The following is an 18,021-nucleotide window of genomic DNA, read 5'->3' on the forward strand; positions in this document are numbered from 1 at the left end:
CTCAAATCAATAACAACTACCTTCTTAGCGTTTATGATAGCTTTATTGATAACAATCAGTCTTGTGTTCCTAATAACAAGCACTAAAATTATAGAAAAGAGACTTACTTCTGATTACATAGTAAACTCTTCCGAACAAATGGCCCTAGTTGCTCAATCCATCAGTAAATTTTACTTTCGAATTAATGAAGATCTTGATTTATTTGCAAACCATCCTTCACTCACATCACATAGCAGTAAATCCTCTCCTGAATTAAATCAATCCATCTACTACTTATTGACCCAATATGCTACTAATCATTCCGGAATTCAATCAGTTTATTTTTTAACTCCAGATGGCACTCAGGTTCAGTGGCCTATTTCAGATCTAGATAGTCCCTATAAAACTACATTAAATACGCTTATTACCTATTTTCAGTCTACAGGTAATAACGTTTTTAAATCACCACCTCATCTAGACACGAGAAATAATGCTATTATTAGTCATATATCGCCTGTTTATAATCCTGATGGAGATATATTGGGCATTATTGGTATAGATGTTTCACAGACTTATCTGAGCGAATTATTATCTACAAAAATAACTATTAGTGATACTGGGTTCTTTATGTTATTTGATGTTACTGGACTAATCTTAGCAGATAGCAAGAGTCCTGAAAATGTACTTAAATTCATGTCTGATTTAAATATTTTTCAGTTAGATACACTTGACATACTTACCAAAGATACATTAACTAGCCTTGAACTATCCATCGACAATAATATTTATGTCAGCAGTATTGTTCAAGTTCCTTATACCAATTGGTTTATCATGTCACTCCTTTTAAAATCAGAATTATTGGGACCTATTTCTCAAGTCATTCCAATATTTGCTGCTATATTCATCTTACTGCTTTTAATCTCTTGCAGTTTAATGATCTTTGCAACAAAAAAAATATTACATAAGAAAACACCGCCTGATACATGGCATTTGCATGATTATAATCAAGCCTTTGGCGCCACTAGCCAGTCTCTAGAGTCAGATTGTGACTTAAAAGATATATCTGATTTATTTGGAAAAATGACTTCACGCACAACCCCTTCCGAGGATATATAATATCTTAAATTAGGCCCCAAAGACTGCGTCTGTCTAAAACGTTAGTATGTCTCTTAACTCACAAAAAGGCGGCGGTGCTTTTGCACCACCACCTTTTTATTTATGCTTATCTCTTGTAAAAAGCCATCCGATAAAATCAATTAGAAAACTGAGTGCAAAAAGTAAAACGACTACAAGTATAGCAAAAACTATAAATGTTACTATGATTCTCACTTTTAACACCTTCTTTATAAGAGATAGATATTATTTTATATGCGGCTTATACCAATTTTATATCAAGATTATACGTATAGAAGAGATTTAGGTGCTCTCCATAAGACCACTTACTAGACTTAATCTACATAAACCGCCTTTATAACTTTCTACAACTAGCCATTTGCAGCGACTTCATACCTATTGCTAGGTATAGGCAATTTCAAGGTCTTTAAATTAGCATCTACCTTTAACTACATTTATTTTTCAGCTTGTAAAACGGCTTTATTTGCTTTCTCAGCTTTCATTAACATCACATAATATCCCCCTTCATAAAGAAGCATACAACTCCAGCCTATCAAGCAAGCATACGCTGCACCATTTAGTCCAATCCTTGGTACTAATCCAAAGACAACTATCACTCTTATGGAAATTTGAATCAATGTCCCTATTAAGGTCACTCTCATCTTTCCAATACCACGAAAATAACCTTGCATCCCATTTGTAAAACCAGGTAACAAATAAAAGAATGCCATAATCGTCAAATACTGCACACCAATAGTTATCATCTCTGCACTTTTCTCTGAAGCAAACAGCTTCATAATAGAAGTTTTTAAGAGCAATGTAGCCATACAGATAAGTACCCAATAGCATGCTTCTAACATAAGCCCTACTCTTAAAGTTTCCCTAATCCTATCCTCATTCCCCGCACCTTTATTCTGCGCAATACACGTCATCATGCCATGTGATATGCTTTGCTCTGGAATACAGGCGAAATCATCCACCCTATTTACTGCATTAAAGGCTGCAATAGCACTAATTCCTTGTGTATTAATGACACTTTGAATAAAGACCTTGCCAATTGGCTGACAAGATTGCTGCAATGCTGTTATAGAACCACTCTGAATAGTTTCACGCAATAATTTCTTATCTATAATGAATTCTGATGGCTTAATCTGTAACTCTGGCACTTTCATATATACATAACCGAAGCATAAAATAGCTGATACACCTTCAGCTATAACTGTTGCCAATCCTGCACCCACAACTCCCATATGTAAACCATATATAAATAATATATCAAGTCCGGCATTCAGAACTGAGGCTATGGCTAGAAACTTAACTGGTGTCTTAGAATCACCAACACTTCTAAGCGCCGCCGACATGACATTATATTGAAATGTAAATAAAAAACCTATAAATATAATCCTTAGATACGTATTGGCAATCCCCATAATTTCAGCCGGCACATTCATCAGTTTCAAAATATGTCCTGATAAAGCCATCCCTACTAAAAATACAACGAAAGAACAAATCCCACCAAAAACAATGGTTGTCGACACTTCCCGTTTCAAATTTACAATATCATCCGCTCCATAAAACTTACTCATTAATACAGAGGCGCCAATGCCAATCCCTGATACGCCCAATATCATAATCGTCATCACTGGATTTGCTGCCCCAACAGCTGCTAACGCTTCCTCTCCAGCATATTTTCCAATAATGATAGAATCTACTGCATTATACGTCAGTTGAAAAAAATTTCCTAATATCAATGGAATCGCATATGTAAGTAAATGTCTTGCAATATTTCCTTCTGTCATTTTACGCATAAATCAACCTCTTCTGCTTTAATAGTTTAAATTTTCTTCATGAGTATATATTAGCAATCATTCTACAAGTTGTAAAACAATAAATTATTTAGACTTCTATTTACCGTGTTACTTTGTCGCATCTTTTAATACAACTTTAAAAAGGCGCAGCCTATATGATTTCTCTTATAGTCTACGCCTTTTTATAATTTAATTCTTTTTATTTTTAAAATGCTTACATCTCTATTGTAATTTCATTTTCATCATTTAATTTACTAGCTAAAATGTAATTGCTCTCTAATTTTTCACCATTTAAGTAGCAAGCTTTTACGCCACCTTCTGCACCATTTGGATTATTAACTATGATATGAAGTTTTTTACCACGGAAAACTTTATCCATTGTGAATCCTTTCCAATCACTTGGAATAGCTGGTGCAATTTTAAGTCCATTAAGGTCAGGGCGAAGGCCTAATATACCTTCTACGCATCCTACCATAACAGTAGATGCTGTACCTGTAAGCCAGTGAACATGTGAACGACCTTCAAATGGGCTTTCTGTGCTTTCTGTAAATTGACCATGTACATATGGTTCAAGAACACGTACATCCGCATTGTCGTTTTGCGCTGCTGGTGCACTTTCCATGAAATATTCAAATGCACGATTACCATGTTCCATTAAAGATTCAGCTAAAATAATCCAACCTTGTGGTTGTGAGAAGATTCCACCATTTTCTTTTGTTGAACCATTGAAAAGAAGCGCTAATGCACCATCAAAAGCATGTTCTTTATAAGATGGCGCCATAACACGTACACCAAATGGTGTATTTAGCTCTCTATGTACTGATTCAAGTGCTTTTTCTGCTTGTTCTTTTGTAGCAAGGCCACTGATAACAGCCCAAGATTGTGGATTAAGCCACATACTCGCTTCTAAGTCCTTTTTAGAACCAATAACTTCTCCATCTTCTTTGAAACCACGGATGAAACGGTCATCTTCCCAACAGTTATCTTGAATTGTATCACCCAGCACTTTTTGAACTTCATCTAAGTATGCAATATACTCTGTATCATTTAAATCCTTCGCAAAGTCACGAAGCACACTCATTGCATAATAAAGCTGAAAAGCTACGAATGTAGATTCACCTTTTTTACCAAGTCTTAAGCAGTCATTCCAGTCAGCATGCAAACCCGCTGGCATATGATGGCTACCAAGGCGTTCCATAGAGAAATTAATTGCACGTTTTAGATGGTCATAAACTGTGCCCTCATCTTTATTTGCATAAGGAATGACTTCTTTGATAAAGTCTTTATCTCCTGATTCACCAATATATTTTAATATAGTTGGGAATAACCATAAGGCATCATCTGCGCGATATGCAGGGTGACCTGTTGCTTGTACATACGACATATCATCTGGTGTATCTTCATGCCCGGCATTATGATTAAATTTAACAAGTGGTAATCCACCACCATTATCAACTTGTGCAGATAACATAAATTTAATTTTTTCTTTTGCCATGGCTGGGTCAAGATGAATGATCCCTTGAATATCTTGAACTGTGTCACGGTAACCGTAACCATTTCTAAGGCCACAGTAAATGAAAGATGCAGCTCTTGACCAGATAAATGTAATGAAACATTGATAGGCATTCCATGTATTAACCATATTGTTAAACTCACTACTTGGCGTCTTAACAACAAGGTTGCTAAGTTTACCATGCCAATAAGCTTTAAGTTCTTCTAATTCTTTGTCCACTGTACCCAAGTTTTCATAACTTGCTAAAATCTCATTAGCTTCTTCATCATTTTTTTGACCAAGTACAAAAGCGATTTCTTTTGTTTCTCCTGGTGCTAATGTCATTTTAGTTTGAAGGGCACCACAGCCATTGCTGTTATAGTTAAGTGTATTGTCACATTCACCTTTTTCTACAGCAATAGGATTGCCATAGCTACGATAACGTCCAATAAAACTTGCTTTATCACCATTATAAGAAGCAACTGGTGAACCCACGAGGCCTAAGAAACGTTCATTGTGGTTGCTACCATTGCAATCTTTGTGACAGTTTTCATTAATTGTTTGAAGGATTTTATTACCTTTAAAATATGTACGTGTAATAAATAAAGTATATTGTAAGTTAACTTGGTCATTTTCATAGTTGTTTTCATTAGTAAATTCGGCATAACCAAATACAGAAAGATTTCTAGGTTTATCACTTGTATTCGTCACTTTCACACGCCATACTTCATAAGTTTTGTTAAGAGGTACATAGTATAAAGCTTCTGAATGAATACCTACATAATCAGCTTTAATATTTGTATAAGCTGTTCCATGATGGCACTCACTTTTATAAACATCAAGACTTTTACCTACTGGTTGCCAAGATGCTGACCAGTAATCATTTGTGTCATCATCTCTTAAATAAATGTAGCGGCCTGGCTTATCTTCTTGATTAAAGATATAACGTAAGATACGGCCATTAGCACCACTTTTTACGAAACTATAACCACCAGCATTATGAGATACAATTGCACCATACTCAGGTGAGCCTAAATAATTTGCCCAAGGTGCTGGCGTGTTAGGATTAGTAATAACATACTCTCTGTTTTTTTCATCAAAGAAACCGTAATTCATAATCAACCTCCATTAGTTTATTGACTTTTAACTTACTATAGATTTCACATTTATCAATTTTAGTTATTCATATAGATTTCACATTTATAAAATTTAGTTATTCATAGTTTTAGTAATGTGAAATCATTGAGAGAAACCCATTTACCTAGATGTATATTTCAAATTTTTACTTGGTTTCTCTATAGTTTTTAGCAATGCGAAATAATATATTTTATTTTCTTTATTTTATTATTATTTTCACAATATATCAATAGATATAACTTAAAAATTTTATTTTTAATCTATGGCTAACTTAAAAATAACTAATTTTATTAGTAAAATTAGACAAAAAATATCCCTTTACGAATTTTTCATAGTAAATCAACTATTTTTCAAAACAAAAAAAAGACTACCACTAAAGTTATAAATAATTTTAGTGATAGCCTCTTCATATTCATTAAGATTGTTTTAATAAAATCTTTACTCTATTTCCTTCTAGTAAAGTGGATATTTAGCAAGTAAAGCCGCCACACGTTTTGTACATTCTTCTTTGTTTGCTTCAAAGTTAGAAAGTGTAAGGAATATAATTTCTGCAATTTCATCCATATCTGATTCGACCATACCTCTTGTTGTGACAGCAGGTGTTCCAAGTCTTACACCACTTGTTACAAATGGAGAAGCTGGATCAAATGGAATTGTATTTTTATTACATGTTACACCAATTTCATCAAGCATATGTTCTGCTTCTTTACCTGTTACATTAAGGCTTCTTACATCTAAGCTCATAACGTGATTATCTGTTCCACCAGATACGATACGTAATCCTCTATTCATTAAGCCATTTGCAAGTGCTTGTGCATTTTTGATAATTTGTTCTTGATAAGCTTTAAATTCTGGTTCAAGTGCTTCTTTAAAGCTTACAGCTTTTGCAGCAATTACGTGCATTAATGGGCCACCTTGAATACCAGGGAAAATTGCTTTATCAATAATTGGTGCAAATTCTTTTGAGCAAAGAATCATACCACCACGAGGTCCTCTAAGTGTTTTATGTGTTGTAGTTGTTACAAAGTGTGCATATGGTACTGGGCTTGGGTGAAGTCCTGCAGCTACAAGTCCTGCAATATGTGCCATATCTACCATAAGGTATGCGCCAACTTCATCTGCAATCTCTCTAAATTTCTTAAAGTCAATAATACGAGAATAGTTACTTGCACCTGCAATAATCATTTTAGGTTTATGTGTGATTGCAAGACTTCTAACAACATCATAATCGATTGTCTCTGTTTCTCTATCTACTTCATAAGATACGATATTGTAGTGTTTACCAGAAATATTAACAGGGCTACCATGTGTTAAGTGGCCACCATGGCTAAGGTTCATCCCCATTACAGTATCTTCTGGTTTAAGTACAGCAAAGAATACTGCTTGGTTAGCTTGTGAACCTGAGTTTGGTTGTACGTTAGCATGTTCAGCTCCAAAAAGCTTACAAGCACGGTCTCTTGCTAAATCTTCTACTTTATCAACAACTTCGCATCCACCATAGTAACGTTTGCCTGGGTAACCTTCTGCATATTTATTGGTAAGTGTGCTTCCCATAGCTGCCATTACAGCTTTTGATACAAAGTTTTCTGAAGCAATAAGTTCAATTTTATTATTTTGTCTATTTGTTTCCTCTACAATAAGTTCTGCCATTTCTGGATCTACATTTTTTAACTCGTCTAATGAATACATTTAAGCCTCCCATGATTTTTCAATTTATTTTTTGATTTATTTTCTAATTTATTTTTTAATACTTATGTTTATTACACAACATGCTTTTCTCATACCTATTTCCTTAATATGACATGTTTTTACTGTAGCTATACCTCTATTTGTTCAAATATGCTGCATATCCTCTTCTTACAGCTTCTTTGTTCATTTCAATAGTATGTGGTGGTACAGTTTTCTCTACAAGTTCTTCCCACTCTTCAAGTAGATCTCCAACATAAGCTGCATAAGCTCCTATCATAATCATATTGACCACTCTGACGCTACCTAACTCCTCTGCTATAGATAAGGCATCCATTAAACAAATATTTTTGCAACTTGCTTTAAGTGTTTCTTCAATATGAGCTGGATATGGTTCTACACCCATAACAACTGGCATTGGATCGATTTCTTGTGTATTTACAATGAGTACACCATCTTCTTTTAAGAAAGGTAAATATCTTAAGGCCTCTAACTTTTCAAAAGCAAAGATGATATCCGCTTCTCCAAGCTCTACAAGGGGTGAATGTACAGCTTCACCATATTTTACTTGCATGACAACACTTCCGCCACGTTGTGACATACCATGTACTTCTGACATTTTTACATCATAATTCTTAGATAAGGCATAGTTTCCAATGATACGTCCTGTTAAAAGGGTTCCTTGACCACCTACACCTACGATTAATATATTTTTAGTCATCTTAGTTTACCCCCTTGCTAATGGCACCTTTTGGACAGACTGTTGCACATACACCACAGCCTGCACATAAAGCTGTATTGATTGTTACTTTCTTATCTCCTTTTTGAATAGCTGGACAACCAAGTTTTAAACAAGCACCACAGCCTACACATTTATCATGGTCTACATTGTGTACTGGCCATTTTTCTTTAATAATTAGTTTACATGGTGCTTTTGTTATAATAACAGATGGTTCCTCTTTAGCTGTTTCTTCTCTAAGGGCCTTTTCTACAGCTTTCATATCATAGGCGTTCACAGTAACTACATTTTCAATACCTACTGCCTTGCAAAGTGTTGGGAGATCTAAGGCATAAGTTTGTTCACCTTTTAAAGTTTTGCCTGTACCCGGGTTTTGCTGATGACCAGTCATCCCTGTAATGGAATTATCTGCGATAATAATTGTTGAAACACCTTTATTATACACGATATCTACAAGTCCTGTAATTCCTGAATGAATAAATGTAGAATCTCCGATAATTCCGACTACATTTTTAGTAAATTCTGTACCTCTTGCTTTTTCCATACCGTGAGCCATGCCAATACTTGCCCCCATACATACACAAGTATCAATAGCGCCATGTGGAGGAGCTGCCCCTAATGTATAACAGCCGATATCACCTGTTACAGTAAGTTTAAGTTTATTTATAACTGTATAAACGCTTCTATGTGGACATCCAGGACAAAGTACGGGTGGCCTAACAGGTAACTTTTCTGCTTCTCTAAAGCTTGGCACATCCATACCAAATGCTGTTTTAAGTTGTCTTACAGTGATTTCACCTTGTCTGCCAAAAATTTCTTTACCTTTAGCCTTAATGCCTGCTGCTTTTACTTGTTCTTCAATAACTGGCTCTAATTCTTCTACTATGTAAATTTCATCTAAGCCTTCTGCAAATTGTTTAATCGCTTCAATTGGCAGTGGATTTAGCATTGCAAGCTTCATAATATTAGCTTTAATACCTGTTTCCTTTACATATTGATAACAAATACCACTTGTGATAATACCAATTTTACTATCTGTCTTTTCAATGCTAAAAAGACCTAACTTTTCTGCATCTTGACTTAATCTATTCATACGTTCTTCTACGACAATATGTCTTGGCTTAGCATTCGCTGGTGTCATAACGTATTTTTTAATATTTTTTTCATATGGTTTAAGTGTATAAGCCTCTTTTTCACCAAGCTCTACGATACTTTGTGAATGCGCAACTCTTGTTGTAAGTCTTAAGATAACTGGCGTATCATAAGCTTCACTAATTGCCATTGCTTTTTTTACATACTCTTTACACTCTGTACTGTTAGATGGCTCGATTACTGGAACATTTGCTGCTCTTGCAATCATTCTTGTATCTTGTTCATTTTGTGAACTATGCATACCAGGATCATCTGCTACAAAAGCCACAAGACCACCATTTACCCCTGTGTAAGCAGCTGTAAAAAGGGGATCTGCTGCAACATTTAAGCCAACATGCTTCATAGCTACAACAGATCTTGCACCTGCAATACTACTTCCAATAGCTACTTCCATAGCCACCTTTTCATTCGGTGCCCATTCTGCATAGATATCTTCATATTTTGCAATGAACTCTGTAATCTCAGTACTTGGTGTTCCTGGATAAGCTACAGCAACCGTTGCACCTGCTTCATAAACGCCGCGAGCAATCGCTTCATTTCCAAGCATCAACTTTTTCATCTTATATCTCCCTCATTTCCTTGGTTATTTGTTTAAAGCTGGTTTTGACTTTCTAATGCAATTTATACATATCATATCATCATTATTCTGTATATTTCAAGCTTTTATATATAAATGTAGTTTTTTAAATATTTTTGGCACATCTAGGCTATAGCTTTACACTCATTTTTAAGACGTGTATACTGTTTTTTAATCATAAGATTACTTATGCTTTTTACAAGTAATTTTTCTTAAATTGCATATACTCTACATAGAGTAATGAAGTAAATTTTTAAACAAAACATCTTACAAAAGGAGGAATAAAAGTGCCTGAATTTCATCTTCACGAACGCATTTTAAACTTCGCTGTCTACACAGGGGAATTCATGTTAAAAAGTGGCGCCGAAACTTATCGCGTAGAAGATACTATTACCCGTATTCTAGAGGTACATAAATATAGAAATGTTGACACTTTTGTTATTCCAACAGGCATTATGGTCACCATTAATGATGATTCCTTTGCTATGATTACAAAAGTTGTTCGTGTCAAACACAGAAGTACACGTCTTGATAGAATTGAACTTATAAATCAACTCTCAAGAGATTATGTTGATGGAAAGTTAGACCTTCCTACTGCGGAAGCTCGCTTGGAAGAACTTAAAAATATGCCTAGCTGTTATTCATCTCAAACCGTTATCTTTTGGATTGGCGTCAGCTGTGCTTTCTTCTCTATTATGTTTAAAGGAAATCTTCTAGACTTCTTCCTCTCATTTTTCGTAGGCGCTGGCGTCGGATTTTTACAATCTCTTTTAGGAAAAAAAGGACTCGTTAATTTCTTTAACTTATTCTTATGTTCTATATTTATTGGGTTTGCTGTAAGCCTTTGCCACTTTCTTTTTATGGATAAAGTCAATGTTGAATCTATGGTAATTGGTTGTATTATGCCGCTTTTACCAGGGGTAGCTTTCACTACTGCTGTTCGTGATGCAATTGGTGATGAACTTCTTTCTGGTATTTCAAGAGGAGTAGAGGCGCTTCTAGTAGCCGTTGCTATTGCTTCCGGTGTGGGTGTATCACTTGGTCTAAGTTACTGGTTAGGGGGGCTCTTATGATTATTAGCGTATTTAGTGCATTTATTTCTACTATTGGTTTTTCCATAGTATTTCACGTACAAAGAAAGCACCTTTTAATATGTGGAACAGTTGGGGCCCTAGGCTGGTTTATTTATTTAGTTGGTATGAAGATAGGTCTTACAGATGTACTTGCTACTTTTTTAGCAAGTTTACTTGTTACACAACTTTCCTATGTTTTATCTCGAAGACGCAAGACACCTGTTACAGTTTTTTTAATTGCAGGGATTATCCCTTTAGTTCCAGGACTTGGGCTATACCGTACAATGTCAGCCGTTCTAGATTCCAACTATGCTCAAGCGGTTAACTATGCGACCCTTACATTTGAAATAGCTGGTGTCATTGCTGGTGCTATTGTGATTGTCTCCTTACTTCCACTTCTTTGGCGTAAACCACAAAGGAGACGTAAAATTTAAATCTCTACAACTTAGGTTACAAAAAATGCTAGCCGCCGATTTGAATCTACTTAGATTATGATCGGCGGCATCTTTTTTCTCTTTTTCATATCTCTCAAATATCTAGCAGTCTACTTTATCACATTCTATTATGCTATCTACTCATCTCATTCTTGCATTTTAAGCCATTTTTCTGCTTTTATAACCTTTGCAAAGCCGCTAGCCAATGCAGCTAAGAATGCTCCTTGCACTTCTTTAGCAGAAATCACTTCATCCTCCCACACTAAATCCCTTGTGGCACATGCATCGCTAATTAATGTTACATCATAACCATACTTAGCAGCAGCTCTTACTGTTGTATCAACACACATATGTGTCATCATGCCACATACTACTAAATGTGTGATGCCTTTTGCTTCCAGCTTTTCCTTTAAGTTCGTTTTTAAAAAGCTATCTGGACTATGCTTTATAATTTTTGTTTCATTTTCTTTAGGTGCTACTGTTTTAAAAAATTCTGTTCCAACTGAGTTAGGCTTAAAAAAAGCAGCATTAAGACTTGTATTAATATGACATATATGAAAAATAGGTAAGTTTCTTTCACGAAAATATTTTAATACTTTTGCAGTCTCCTCAGCTGCCTTTTCTGGTGCTTCCAGTTCATACTTGCCACCTGGAAAATAATCATTTTGAATATCAATAAGCAATAATCCCTGTTTCATAAGAATCACCTCTATTTTTATTTGTATAAGCAACTTACTTCCTTATACTTAAATTATATGCTTAAAAATATATTGGTAAATTACTTACTTTTTGGTGGGTATAGGTTGTCACTGCAAATTCCTTTCTTTTCTAAAACATCAGACTGTCCATGCTCAATCATATACTCAATGCCAATCTCCTGCATAATTTTCACAGCTTCCAAAAGTTTCTCCCCTCTAGGTGTCAAAAAATATTCCACATGTAATGGATATCCTTCAAAACTTTCCTTCTCCACCAGTCCAAACTCCCTCAATTCCTTCAACTGCTGCAATAGCATCTTCTCAGAAATCCCCTCAATCCCACGCCGCAGCTCCGCAAGTCCCATTCTCCCCCTCCTTAGCAAAAAAACAATCAAAGTCTTCCATTTCCCCTTCACAATATCATGCACAATTTCCAATGGACACGTATATTCCTCTCGAATTAAAATCTCAACCTCCTCCTTTCTTTCTCTCCCAATGGCGCTTTCTCCTTCCCTTCACCCCACTTTTATTCTTCATATTTATATGCTACACTACCATTACTATTTATTTTTTAAGGAGTCTTTAATGAAAAAGAAAATATTATCTTTTATATTCACCTTAGTTGTTCTAGCAATCTTTGCTTATGTGCAACTACCCGTTTTAAAACCAGACTTCACATCTTTCTATGTGATACTGATTATGTTCCTTGCTTTATTTGGTTTCTTAAACTTAGATTTTAAAGCCTCAGACATGAATCCTTTTTCTAAAACAGCAAAGGTATGTTTCGGCTTAGCCACTCTTCTAGTTGCTTATATCTTTGTCGTACCTTTTGTTACAAGTACACCTTTCTTCCATGCCAATAGTTATAGAACTTTACTTGGTGATGTAGTGGAAAGTGACTTTAACAAAGACGTAAGTCCTGTCAGTGTAGAAGATATCCGCCTTGTAGATGAAGCTAACGCTAGAAACCTAGGCGTTAAGAAATTAGGGGAAGTTCCTGGGCTTGGTAGCGTTGCCCAACTTGGAGACTTTCATATTCAAAGCATTCAGGGTGAACTTTACTGGGTTGCACCTATCGTGCATCGTGATTTCATCAAATGGGTGACTAATTTAAATGGAACAAATGGTTATATCATGGTATCTGCTACCAACCCACAAGATGTACGTTTCATTCAAGATGTTAACGGACAGCCAATTAATATTACATATCAACCAAACGCATATCTCCACCAAGATTTAGCACGTCATCTCTATACACATGGATTTGCTAATATTGGTCTTACTGATTTCACATTTGAAATTAATGATGAAGGGAAACCTTATTGGATTGTAACTTTATATGAACACAAAGTAGGTTTCGCGGGTTCTGATGCTACAGGCGTTGCCACTGTTGATCCTGCTACAGGTGAAATCAATCGCTATAGCATAGAAGATGCACCTAGCTGGATTGATCGTATCCAACCAGAATATTTCATCGAAAGTCAAATCAATTCTTGGGGTACTTACGTAAATGGCTATCTAAATGCCATGATTGCTGAAGAAGGCGTACTTAAAGCGACACCTGGTACTTCGCTAGTTTATGGCGACGACGGTAAGTCTTACTGGTATACAGGTATCACTTCTTCTGGTTCAGATGATTCTACTATTGGCTTCATTCTTGTAAATACACGTACAAAAGAGGCTAAACTTTACAAACAACCAGGTGCTACAGAAACAGCAGCTATGCGTTCTGCTGAGGGTAAAGTTCAAGAAAAAGGATACTCTGCCACAACACCAGTTATGTACAATGTTCTTGGTTCACCTACTTACGTCATCTCCCTTAAAGATAAAGCTGGCCTTATTAAAATGGTTGCTTTTGTTTCAGTTGAAGATTACAGTCTTGTAGGACTTGGTGAAACAAAACAAAAAGCACTTAAAAGCTATAAAGAAGTTCTGAAATCTAAAGGAAATAATGTAAACCTAGGTTCTAGTTCAGGCGTAAAAGAAGTAACAGGTAAAGTCACTCGTATCGGACAAGATGTTCAAGGGGGGACAACTTACTACTATTTCACACTGGACACTTTAGGTAACTATATTTTAAGTACAACTTCTGCTGTCTCAGAAGAAATCACTTTAACCGAGGTAGGCGATGAAGTAACTATCAGCTATGAAACTTATGGGGATACCCTTGATGTAAGTAACTTCGACAACTTAGCTTTCAAACCTGCCAGCTAATATCACACAACAACACACAACAAAAGGAGGTATCAATTTCATGATATCTCCTTTTTACATTGCAAATTAATACCCTAATTCCTCTAATAATTGTATTGCACTTATAATCATTTCAGGACAGACTTTTTTAAATATCTCATCTCTAGTCGCGCTTTCCCGTTCTCCTTCTTTGCTCAAATCATATCCTAATAAATCTCTACATATAATAGATTGTTTCTTTTCCTTAAATAAGTTTATAAACTCTGTGGTCTTAGCATAACAAGTTTCTTTTGTTGCTTGATCCTTCATATCACTTTGTCCATACTTAAGTCCAATCACTAATATAGCCCCAGATACGGCACCGCATACTTCTCCGCTGCGCATTCCACCACCAAGCCCACATCCAAGCTTCAATGCTTGCTTTTTATCTAAACCATATTTTTCACAAAAACTCATAAGAACAATTTGAGAACAATTAAATCCCCCTTGAAATAATGGTATGACTTCTTCCACTCTCCCAGCCATTATATTTCCCACCTTCCTGCTTAAAACATTATATTAACGCCTCTATTATATCACATTTTTCCAAATATTCATTCATACGCTTTTGTTTTAATTTCATTTATAGAGAAAACAACTAAAACCTTGAAATATATATGTATGTAAATAGGTTTCTCTCAATAATTTCACATGACTCAAAACTATGAATAACTAAAATTTATGAATGTAAAATCTATAATCACATTACTCAAAAAGGCCAGATAGCACTTTCGTGCCATCTGACCATGGATTGAATTTAGTTACTTCCAGCGCCTTTACTGCATCCACATGTTGAGCAATTACATTTATTGCTTACACAACTGCAGTCATCTTTATCCTGGTTACTGCCAAGTGTCTTTGCATTTTTGCCTACTTCAAGTGGTTGAATGCTAGCTTCAAGTAAGTCACCGCATACGAAATCTAAGCAACTATTGTTACTTGATTCATCAATAGGTGTTAATTTAGGTGGAACTGTAAGTCCTTCATGTTTGAACTTGTATTGTACAAAGTAAATAGCTTTTACATAAAGTGTTAAACCAATAGCAAAGCAGTCATCATTTTGAGCAATAACTTTTGCAAGTGCTTGGGCTGAAATACCTTGTTGAATTGTATTATTTACATTAAAGCTACCGTTTTCTCTGCATCTTTCTACGTCATCTGTACTTGTAACATATCCCATATAATTAATAGTTGGTGTTAATTTATAGCAACCTTCTGGGTCATCTTTTTCATAACCTACACCATATGGTGTGTACAGGTCAAAAGTAACTGATGATGGATTTGTACAAGAGTCATATCCACAGTTGTCTTCACTGCCTAAATATCTAATTGTCATCATACCACTCTTTGTTACTTTACAGCATTCGCTAATACATTGTACTGCTAATGTTACGTCTACATCTTTAAGTGTAATACGGCTTAAGTTTGGGTTACCTTTTGCTGGTTTGATTTCTGAATATCTATCGCATTTATTATTGTCAAAATTAAAGTTAACATCTACTACTTGTAATTGGATTTTATCTGCTTCTGCTAAGTCATCTTTGCTTAAACCGTCAAATAAAATATCCGTATAATCCCTTGAATTACAGCGGCATACATCTTCAAGTTCATTTAAGCATACTGTACGGCATAAGTTAAGGCCAATTTCATCAAATACGGCTGGAGCCATCATTGTAAGAAGTCTAGGTTCTCCAAGATTCCAAATAGGGTAACGAAAAGAGGGCGAAATTTCATGCCCTCTAATTTTCTAACAACCATTTAAAATGACTAAGTAATATATCACAAATCATATTATTTCCTTATATTATATTGTTCGTGCCACTTAATTGCAATTTGATTTAAACGCTTCCCTTTGTTATTCATTTCCTAACTCTTTTCTATAGTATACCACTAACATATCACATGCTTCTTTATTCCCCTTTTCATATTGCACTGCCCACATTAAGGCTATTTGAATTAATATGTCTTTGTTGTCTTTCATTTTAATTTCCCCCTTTTGTTCCCTTACAGTAATCAATTTCAGTAGTGTATGCTATGAAATCATAAAAGACCATTTCACCATCTTCAATCTCTTTAGTTTCAACTACACAGCAGTTTTCACTGATAATTTCTTTTACCTTACCAACTCTGTATAAATGTTTATTGCACATATCTTGCACACCTACTGTACAACCAATAGTAATTGTCATAGCTTACTCCTTTCAAACTCTGATTTTATTTACTTCCAAATGCAAAATGACTACACTTTACACATTTTCTTGGTACTGCCCCCAACGTTGTATATGGTGCACCGTAACACTTATTACTAGGCATGTTATCTTTAAAACACTTTGGGAAGTTACTCCTTAACTCATAAGCAATTCCTTCGCACTCCCTCTTAATAAGTATTTCATCATCAACAAGTTCTTGTATAGCGTTCATAACGCTACTAAATTCTTCATCTTGAAAAGCACTTTCATTAGGTGTAATAAACTCACTTTCTTTCAAAGCATTTAATATTCGCTCTTTTAAGTTCTTCATCCTTTCACCTTCTCAAATTCTTATTTCATTGCCGATACCCATAGTCTTTACCCCCAGGTACCATCTGCGTAATAATGAAACCAATCACCATTACACATATATACTTTTAAGTGGTCTTTGTGTTCTGTCACCTTTACTGGTAGCCACTTAGCTTTTAACTCTTTCCCACATACTTTCATATGTTTATTATACATCATTTCGAAAAACTTCTTCGCTGGATCACTAAGCTTTCTATATCCTTTTGCCTGTTTTACATCTCCCATAATATCACCTGCTTATTTTAGTTACATTCCATATTAAAATCTGAGTAATCTTCGTTTACTTTAATACCTGGTGCATCTAATTCACATATTGTAAGCTGTTTTTTTAAATCATCTTGGTACTTGTCGAACTCATCTTGCTCAACATATGAGTATAATCGTCTAGCAACATCAAGAGGCAATTCATCGTTATATCTTGTTAGCTTAAAATTAACCATGTTTAATGCCTTTGTATAACTAAGGTCTCTTGCTACTTCCTCAACCCTATCTGTGTAGTATTGGTGCCACGCTACACGCCTCTTGTATACAACATATTTCTTTTCTGTAAAATGCTTATTATTGTCCATTTTCTCCTCCAAATTTAATTAATTACTTCTACATCTTTAACCCATATAAACCCCAAGCTTTGCCTTTTCTCAACTACTGCCCTATAAATCGTATCTCTTGTTGTATATAATGCTCTTGCTGCTTCACTCATGCTTACATATTCCTCTACGACCTCATGAGTAACTGGGTCAAGCTGTAAAACAGGTATTGCCGTACTTGATAAGGCTATTTGTTTGTTTATATACCCTTTTGAAACATATATAAGATTCTCAACCTTGTTATTGAAGCTATTTCCATCTTTATGAGCAGTTTTCTTACCTTTCGGTTTATCTTCCATAAATAACTGTTCTACCCAGTAATGCGCCCTTAAAGACATATTTTTACCATCAACATTTATCGTTATTGTTGGCTTGTTATTTCTAGCATTTAGTACAAGTATCCCACGCTTACCTCTATATCTTCCCCTGCTACTAACCTCCACGCTTGATCCAGGGATTAACCTCCATACTTCTTCTAGTAAATCCCCTATCTGTATTAGTGGTTTTATTGTCTTACTTGTAACATCATCTAAAATATAAAATCCTTTATTTGCAATCCCTTTACTTTTTATACTTGATATTGTGCACTCCTTAACACCAAGTATATCAGCAGCCTTTTTTATTGTTACAAGTCTTCTGTCTTGTGTTATTGGGTCAAATAAATATACTTCCTTCATAGCTAACCCTCCCAACTGCTAAGGCTTATTTAAGCCCTAGCAAATATCCTAAACTGTTACTGTAATATCTTAAGTCCTG

19 protein-coding genes are annotated in these 18,021 nt (G+C 35.1%); 4 read left to right on the forward strand and 15 right to left on the reverse strand.

Annotated features, from left to right (window positions below; all coding sequences use genetic code 11):
- Positions 1-33: 33 nt before the first annotated feature.
- Entirely contained in the window at positions 34-1,095 is a 1,062-nt protein-coding gene (locus AC1VAQ_RS11300) for a cache domain-containing protein (RefSeq protein ID WP_479903913.1), read from the forward strand.
- 452 nt (positions 1,096-1,547) lie between these two features.
- Here the strand turns inward: AC1VAQ_RS11300 and AC1VAQ_RS11305 are convergent, their stop codons facing one another.
- The 5 genes from AC1VAQ_RS11305 to iorA form a co-directional block, all read right to left on the reverse strand.
- Positions 1,548-2,900, reverse strand: a complete 1,353-nt coding sequence (locus AC1VAQ_RS11305; RefSeq protein ID WP_302600314.1) for an MATE family efflux transporter — start codon at positions 2,898-2,900, stop codon at positions 1,548-1,550.
- A 214-nt stretch (positions 2,901-3,114) separates the two neighbouring features.
- On the reverse strand, positions 3,115-5,508 hold the full coding sequence (locus AC1VAQ_RS11310) for a glycoside hydrolase family 94 protein (RefSeq protein WP_302600063.1): 2,394 nt from the start codon (positions 5,506-5,508) through the stop codon (positions 3,115-3,117).
- A 474-nt stretch (positions 5,509-5,982) separates the two neighbouring features.
- Positions 5,983-7,218, reverse strand: a complete 1,236-nt coding sequence (locus tag AC1VAQ_RS11315; RefSeq protein ID WP_479903914.1) for a serine hydroxymethyltransferase — start codon at positions 7,216-7,218, stop codon at positions 5,983-5,985.
- A gap of 136 nt (positions 7,219-7,354) precedes the next feature.
- Positions 7,355-7,936, reverse strand: coding sequence for an indolepyruvate oxidoreductase subunit beta (locus AC1VAQ_RS11320; protein ID WP_302600065.1), 582 nt, complete (start codon positions 7,934-7,936; stop codon positions 7,355-7,357).
- Position 7,937: 1 nt separating this feature from the next.
- Positions 7,938-9,665: an indolepyruvate ferredoxin oxidoreductase subunit alpha gene (gene iorA / locus AC1VAQ_RS11325; RefSeq protein WP_302600066.1), complete on the reverse strand. Its 1,728-nt coding sequence runs from the start codon at positions 9,663-9,665 to the stop codon at positions 7,938-7,940.
- Positions 9,666-9,970: 305 nt separating this feature from the next.
- Here iorA and AC1VAQ_RS11330 point away from each other — a divergent pair, with 305 nt between their 5' ends.
- Together AC1VAQ_RS11330 and AC1VAQ_RS11335 are read left to right on the forward strand one after the other, a co-directional pair.
- A complete protein-coding gene (locus AC1VAQ_RS11330; protein ID WP_302600067.1) occupies positions 9,971-10,756 on the forward strand; it encodes a threonine/serine exporter family protein in 786 nt (261 codons plus the stop codon).
- Complete coding sequence (locus AC1VAQ_RS11335; RefSeq protein ID WP_302600068.1) at positions 10,753-11,190, forward strand: threonine/serine exporter family protein; 438 nt, start codon at positions 10,753-10,755, stop codon at positions 11,188-11,190. Before AC1VAQ_RS11330 ends, AC1VAQ_RS11335 begins: the two co-directional genes overlap by 4 nt.
- 146 nt (positions 11,191-11,336) lie before the next feature.
- Here the strand turns inward: AC1VAQ_RS11335 and AC1VAQ_RS11340 are convergent, their stop codons facing one another.
- Positions 11,337-11,888 carry a cysteine hydrolase family protein gene (locus AC1VAQ_RS11340; RefSeq protein WP_302600069.1) on the reverse strand — a complete coding sequence of 184 codons (552 nt, stop codon included), beginning with the start codon at positions 11,886-11,888 and terminating at the stop codon, positions 11,337-11,339.
- Positions 11,889-11,968: 80 nt separating this feature from the next.
- Entirely contained in the window at positions 11,969-12,355 is a 387-nt protein-coding gene (locus AC1VAQ_RS11345) for a winged helix-turn-helix transcriptional regulator (RefSeq protein WP_302600071.1), read from the reverse strand.
- 118 nt (positions 12,356-12,473) lie between these two features.
- On the opposite strand from AC1VAQ_RS11345, the gene AC1VAQ_RS11350 reads away from it, so the two are divergent.
- Positions 12,474-14,102, forward strand: a complete 1,629-nt coding sequence (locus AC1VAQ_RS11350) for a hypothetical protein (RefSeq protein ID WP_302600070.1) — start codon at positions 12,474-12,476, stop codon at positions 14,100-14,102.
- Between the two features lie 66 nt (positions 14,103-14,168).
- On the opposite strand, the gene AC1VAQ_RS11355 is transcribed toward AC1VAQ_RS11350, so the two are convergent.
- The 8 genes from AC1VAQ_RS11355 to AC1VAQ_RS11390 all read right to left on the reverse strand — a co-directional run bounded on the left by AC1VAQ_RS11355 (position 14,169) and on the right by AC1VAQ_RS11390 (position 17,942).
- Positions 14,169-14,606 (reverse strand): C-GCAxxG-C-C family protein, encoded by a 438-nt coding sequence (locus AC1VAQ_RS11355; RefSeq protein ID WP_302598721.1) that lies wholly within the window; start codon positions 14,604-14,606, stop codon positions 14,169-14,171.
- A 271-nt stretch (positions 14,607-14,877) separates the two neighbouring features.
- Positions 14,878-15,789 (reverse strand): hypothetical protein, encoded by a 912-nt coding sequence (locus AC1VAQ_RS11360; RefSeq protein WP_479903915.1) that lies wholly within the window; start codon positions 15,787-15,789, stop codon positions 14,878-14,880.
- Positions 15,790-15,975: 186 nt separating this feature from the next.
- Positions 15,976-16,101, reverse strand: a complete 126-nt coding sequence (locus AC1VAQ_RS11365; protein WP_302600345.1) for a hypothetical protein — start codon at positions 16,099-16,101, stop codon at positions 15,976-15,978.
- 1 nt (position 16,102) lies between these two features.
- Positions 16,103-16,309: a hypothetical protein gene (locus tag AC1VAQ_RS11370; protein ID WP_479903916.1), complete on the reverse strand. Its 207-nt coding sequence runs from the start codon at positions 16,307-16,309 to the stop codon at positions 16,103-16,105.
- Between the two features lie 25 nt (positions 16,310-16,334).
- Positions 16,335-16,640, reverse strand: coding sequence for a hypothetical protein (locus AC1VAQ_RS11375; RefSeq protein ID WP_302599668.1), 306 nt, complete (start codon positions 16,638-16,640; stop codon positions 16,335-16,337).
- A 47-nt stretch (positions 16,641-16,687) separates the two neighbouring features.
- On the reverse strand, positions 16,688-16,903 hold the full coding sequence (locus tag AC1VAQ_RS11380; protein WP_302599667.1) for a hypothetical protein: 216 nt from the start codon (positions 16,901-16,903) through the stop codon (positions 16,688-16,690).
- 17 nt (positions 16,904-16,920) lie between these two features.
- Positions 16,921-17,247 (reverse strand): hypothetical protein, encoded by a 327-nt coding sequence (locus AC1VAQ_RS11385; protein WP_302599666.1) that lies wholly within the window; start codon positions 17,245-17,247, stop codon positions 16,921-16,923.
- Between the two features lie 14 nt (positions 17,248-17,261).
- Positions 17,262-17,942 carry an HNH endonuclease family protein gene (locus AC1VAQ_RS11390; protein WP_302599665.1) on the reverse strand — a complete coding sequence of 227 codons (681 nt, stop codon included), beginning with the start codon at positions 17,940-17,942 and terminating at the stop codon, positions 17,262-17,264.
- Positions 17,943-18,021 lie beyond the last annotated feature (79 nt).

This window comes from Cellulosilyticum sp., assembly GCF_982396655.1.

Coding starts and splice junctions, on each gene's coding strand:
- AC1VAQ_RS11340 (WP_302600069.1), bottom strand. CDS start 11,888: ATGAAACAGGGATTATTGCTTATTGATATTCAAAATGATTATTTTCCA.
- AC1VAQ_RS11370 (WP_479903916.1), bottom strand. CDS start 16,309: ATGACAATTACTATTGGTTGTACAGTAGGTGTGCAAGATATGTGCAAT.
- AC1VAQ_RS11375 (WP_302599668.1), bottom strand. CDS start 16,640: ATGAAGAACTTAAAAGAGCGAATATTAAATGCTTTGAAAGAAAGTGAG.
- AC1VAQ_RS11315 (WP_479903914.1), bottom strand. CDS start 7,218: ATGTATTCATTAGACGAGTTAAAAAATGTAGATCCAGAAATGGCAGAA.
- AC1VAQ_RS11385 (WP_302599666.1), bottom strand. CDS start 17,247: ATGGACAATAATAAGCATTTTACAGAAAAGAAATATGTTGTATACAAG.
- AC1VAQ_RS11335 (WP_302600068.1), top strand. CDS start 10,753: ATGATTATTAGCGTATTTAGTGCATTTATTTCTACTATTGGTTTTTCC.
- AC1VAQ_RS11390 (WP_302599665.1), bottom strand. CDS start 17,942: ATGAAGGAAGTATATTTATTTGACCCAATAACACAAGACAGAAGACTT.
- AC1VAQ_RS11355 (WP_302598721.1), bottom strand. CDS start 14,606: ATGGCTGGGAGAGTGGAAGAAGTCATACCATTATTTCAAGGGGGATTT.
- AC1VAQ_RS11380 (WP_302599667.1), bottom strand. CDS start 16,903: ATGGGAGATGTAAAACAGGCAAAAGGATATAGAAAGCTTAGTGATCCA.
- AC1VAQ_RS11300 (WP_479903913.1), top strand. CDS start 34: ATGATAGCTTTATTGATAACAATCAGTCTTGTGTTCCTAATAACAAGC.
- AC1VAQ_RS11360 (WP_479903915.1), bottom strand. CDS start 15,789: ATGGCTCCAGCCGTATTTGATGAAATTGGCCTTAACTTATGCCGTACA.
- AC1VAQ_RS11365 (WP_302600345.1), bottom strand. CDS start 16,101: ATGAAAGACAACAAAGACATATTAATTCAAATAGCCTTAATGTGGGCA.
- AC1VAQ_RS11305 (WP_302600314.1), bottom strand. CDS start 2,900: ATGCGTAAAATGACAGAAGGAAATATTGCAAGACATTTACTTACATAT.
- iorA (WP_302600066.1), bottom strand. CDS start 9,665: ATGAAAAAGTTGATGCTTGGAAATGAAGCGATTGCTCGCGGCGTTTAT.
- AC1VAQ_RS11350 (WP_302600070.1), top strand. CDS start 12,474: ATGAAAAAGAAAATATTATCTTTTATATTCACCTTAGTTGTTCTAGCA.
- AC1VAQ_RS11320 (WP_302600065.1), bottom strand. CDS start 7,936: ATGACTAAAAATATATTAATCGTAGGTGTAGGTGGTCAAGGAACCCTT.
- AC1VAQ_RS11310 (WP_302600063.1), bottom strand. CDS start 5,508: ATGAATTACGGTTTCTTTGATGAAAAAAACAGAGAGTATGTTATTACT.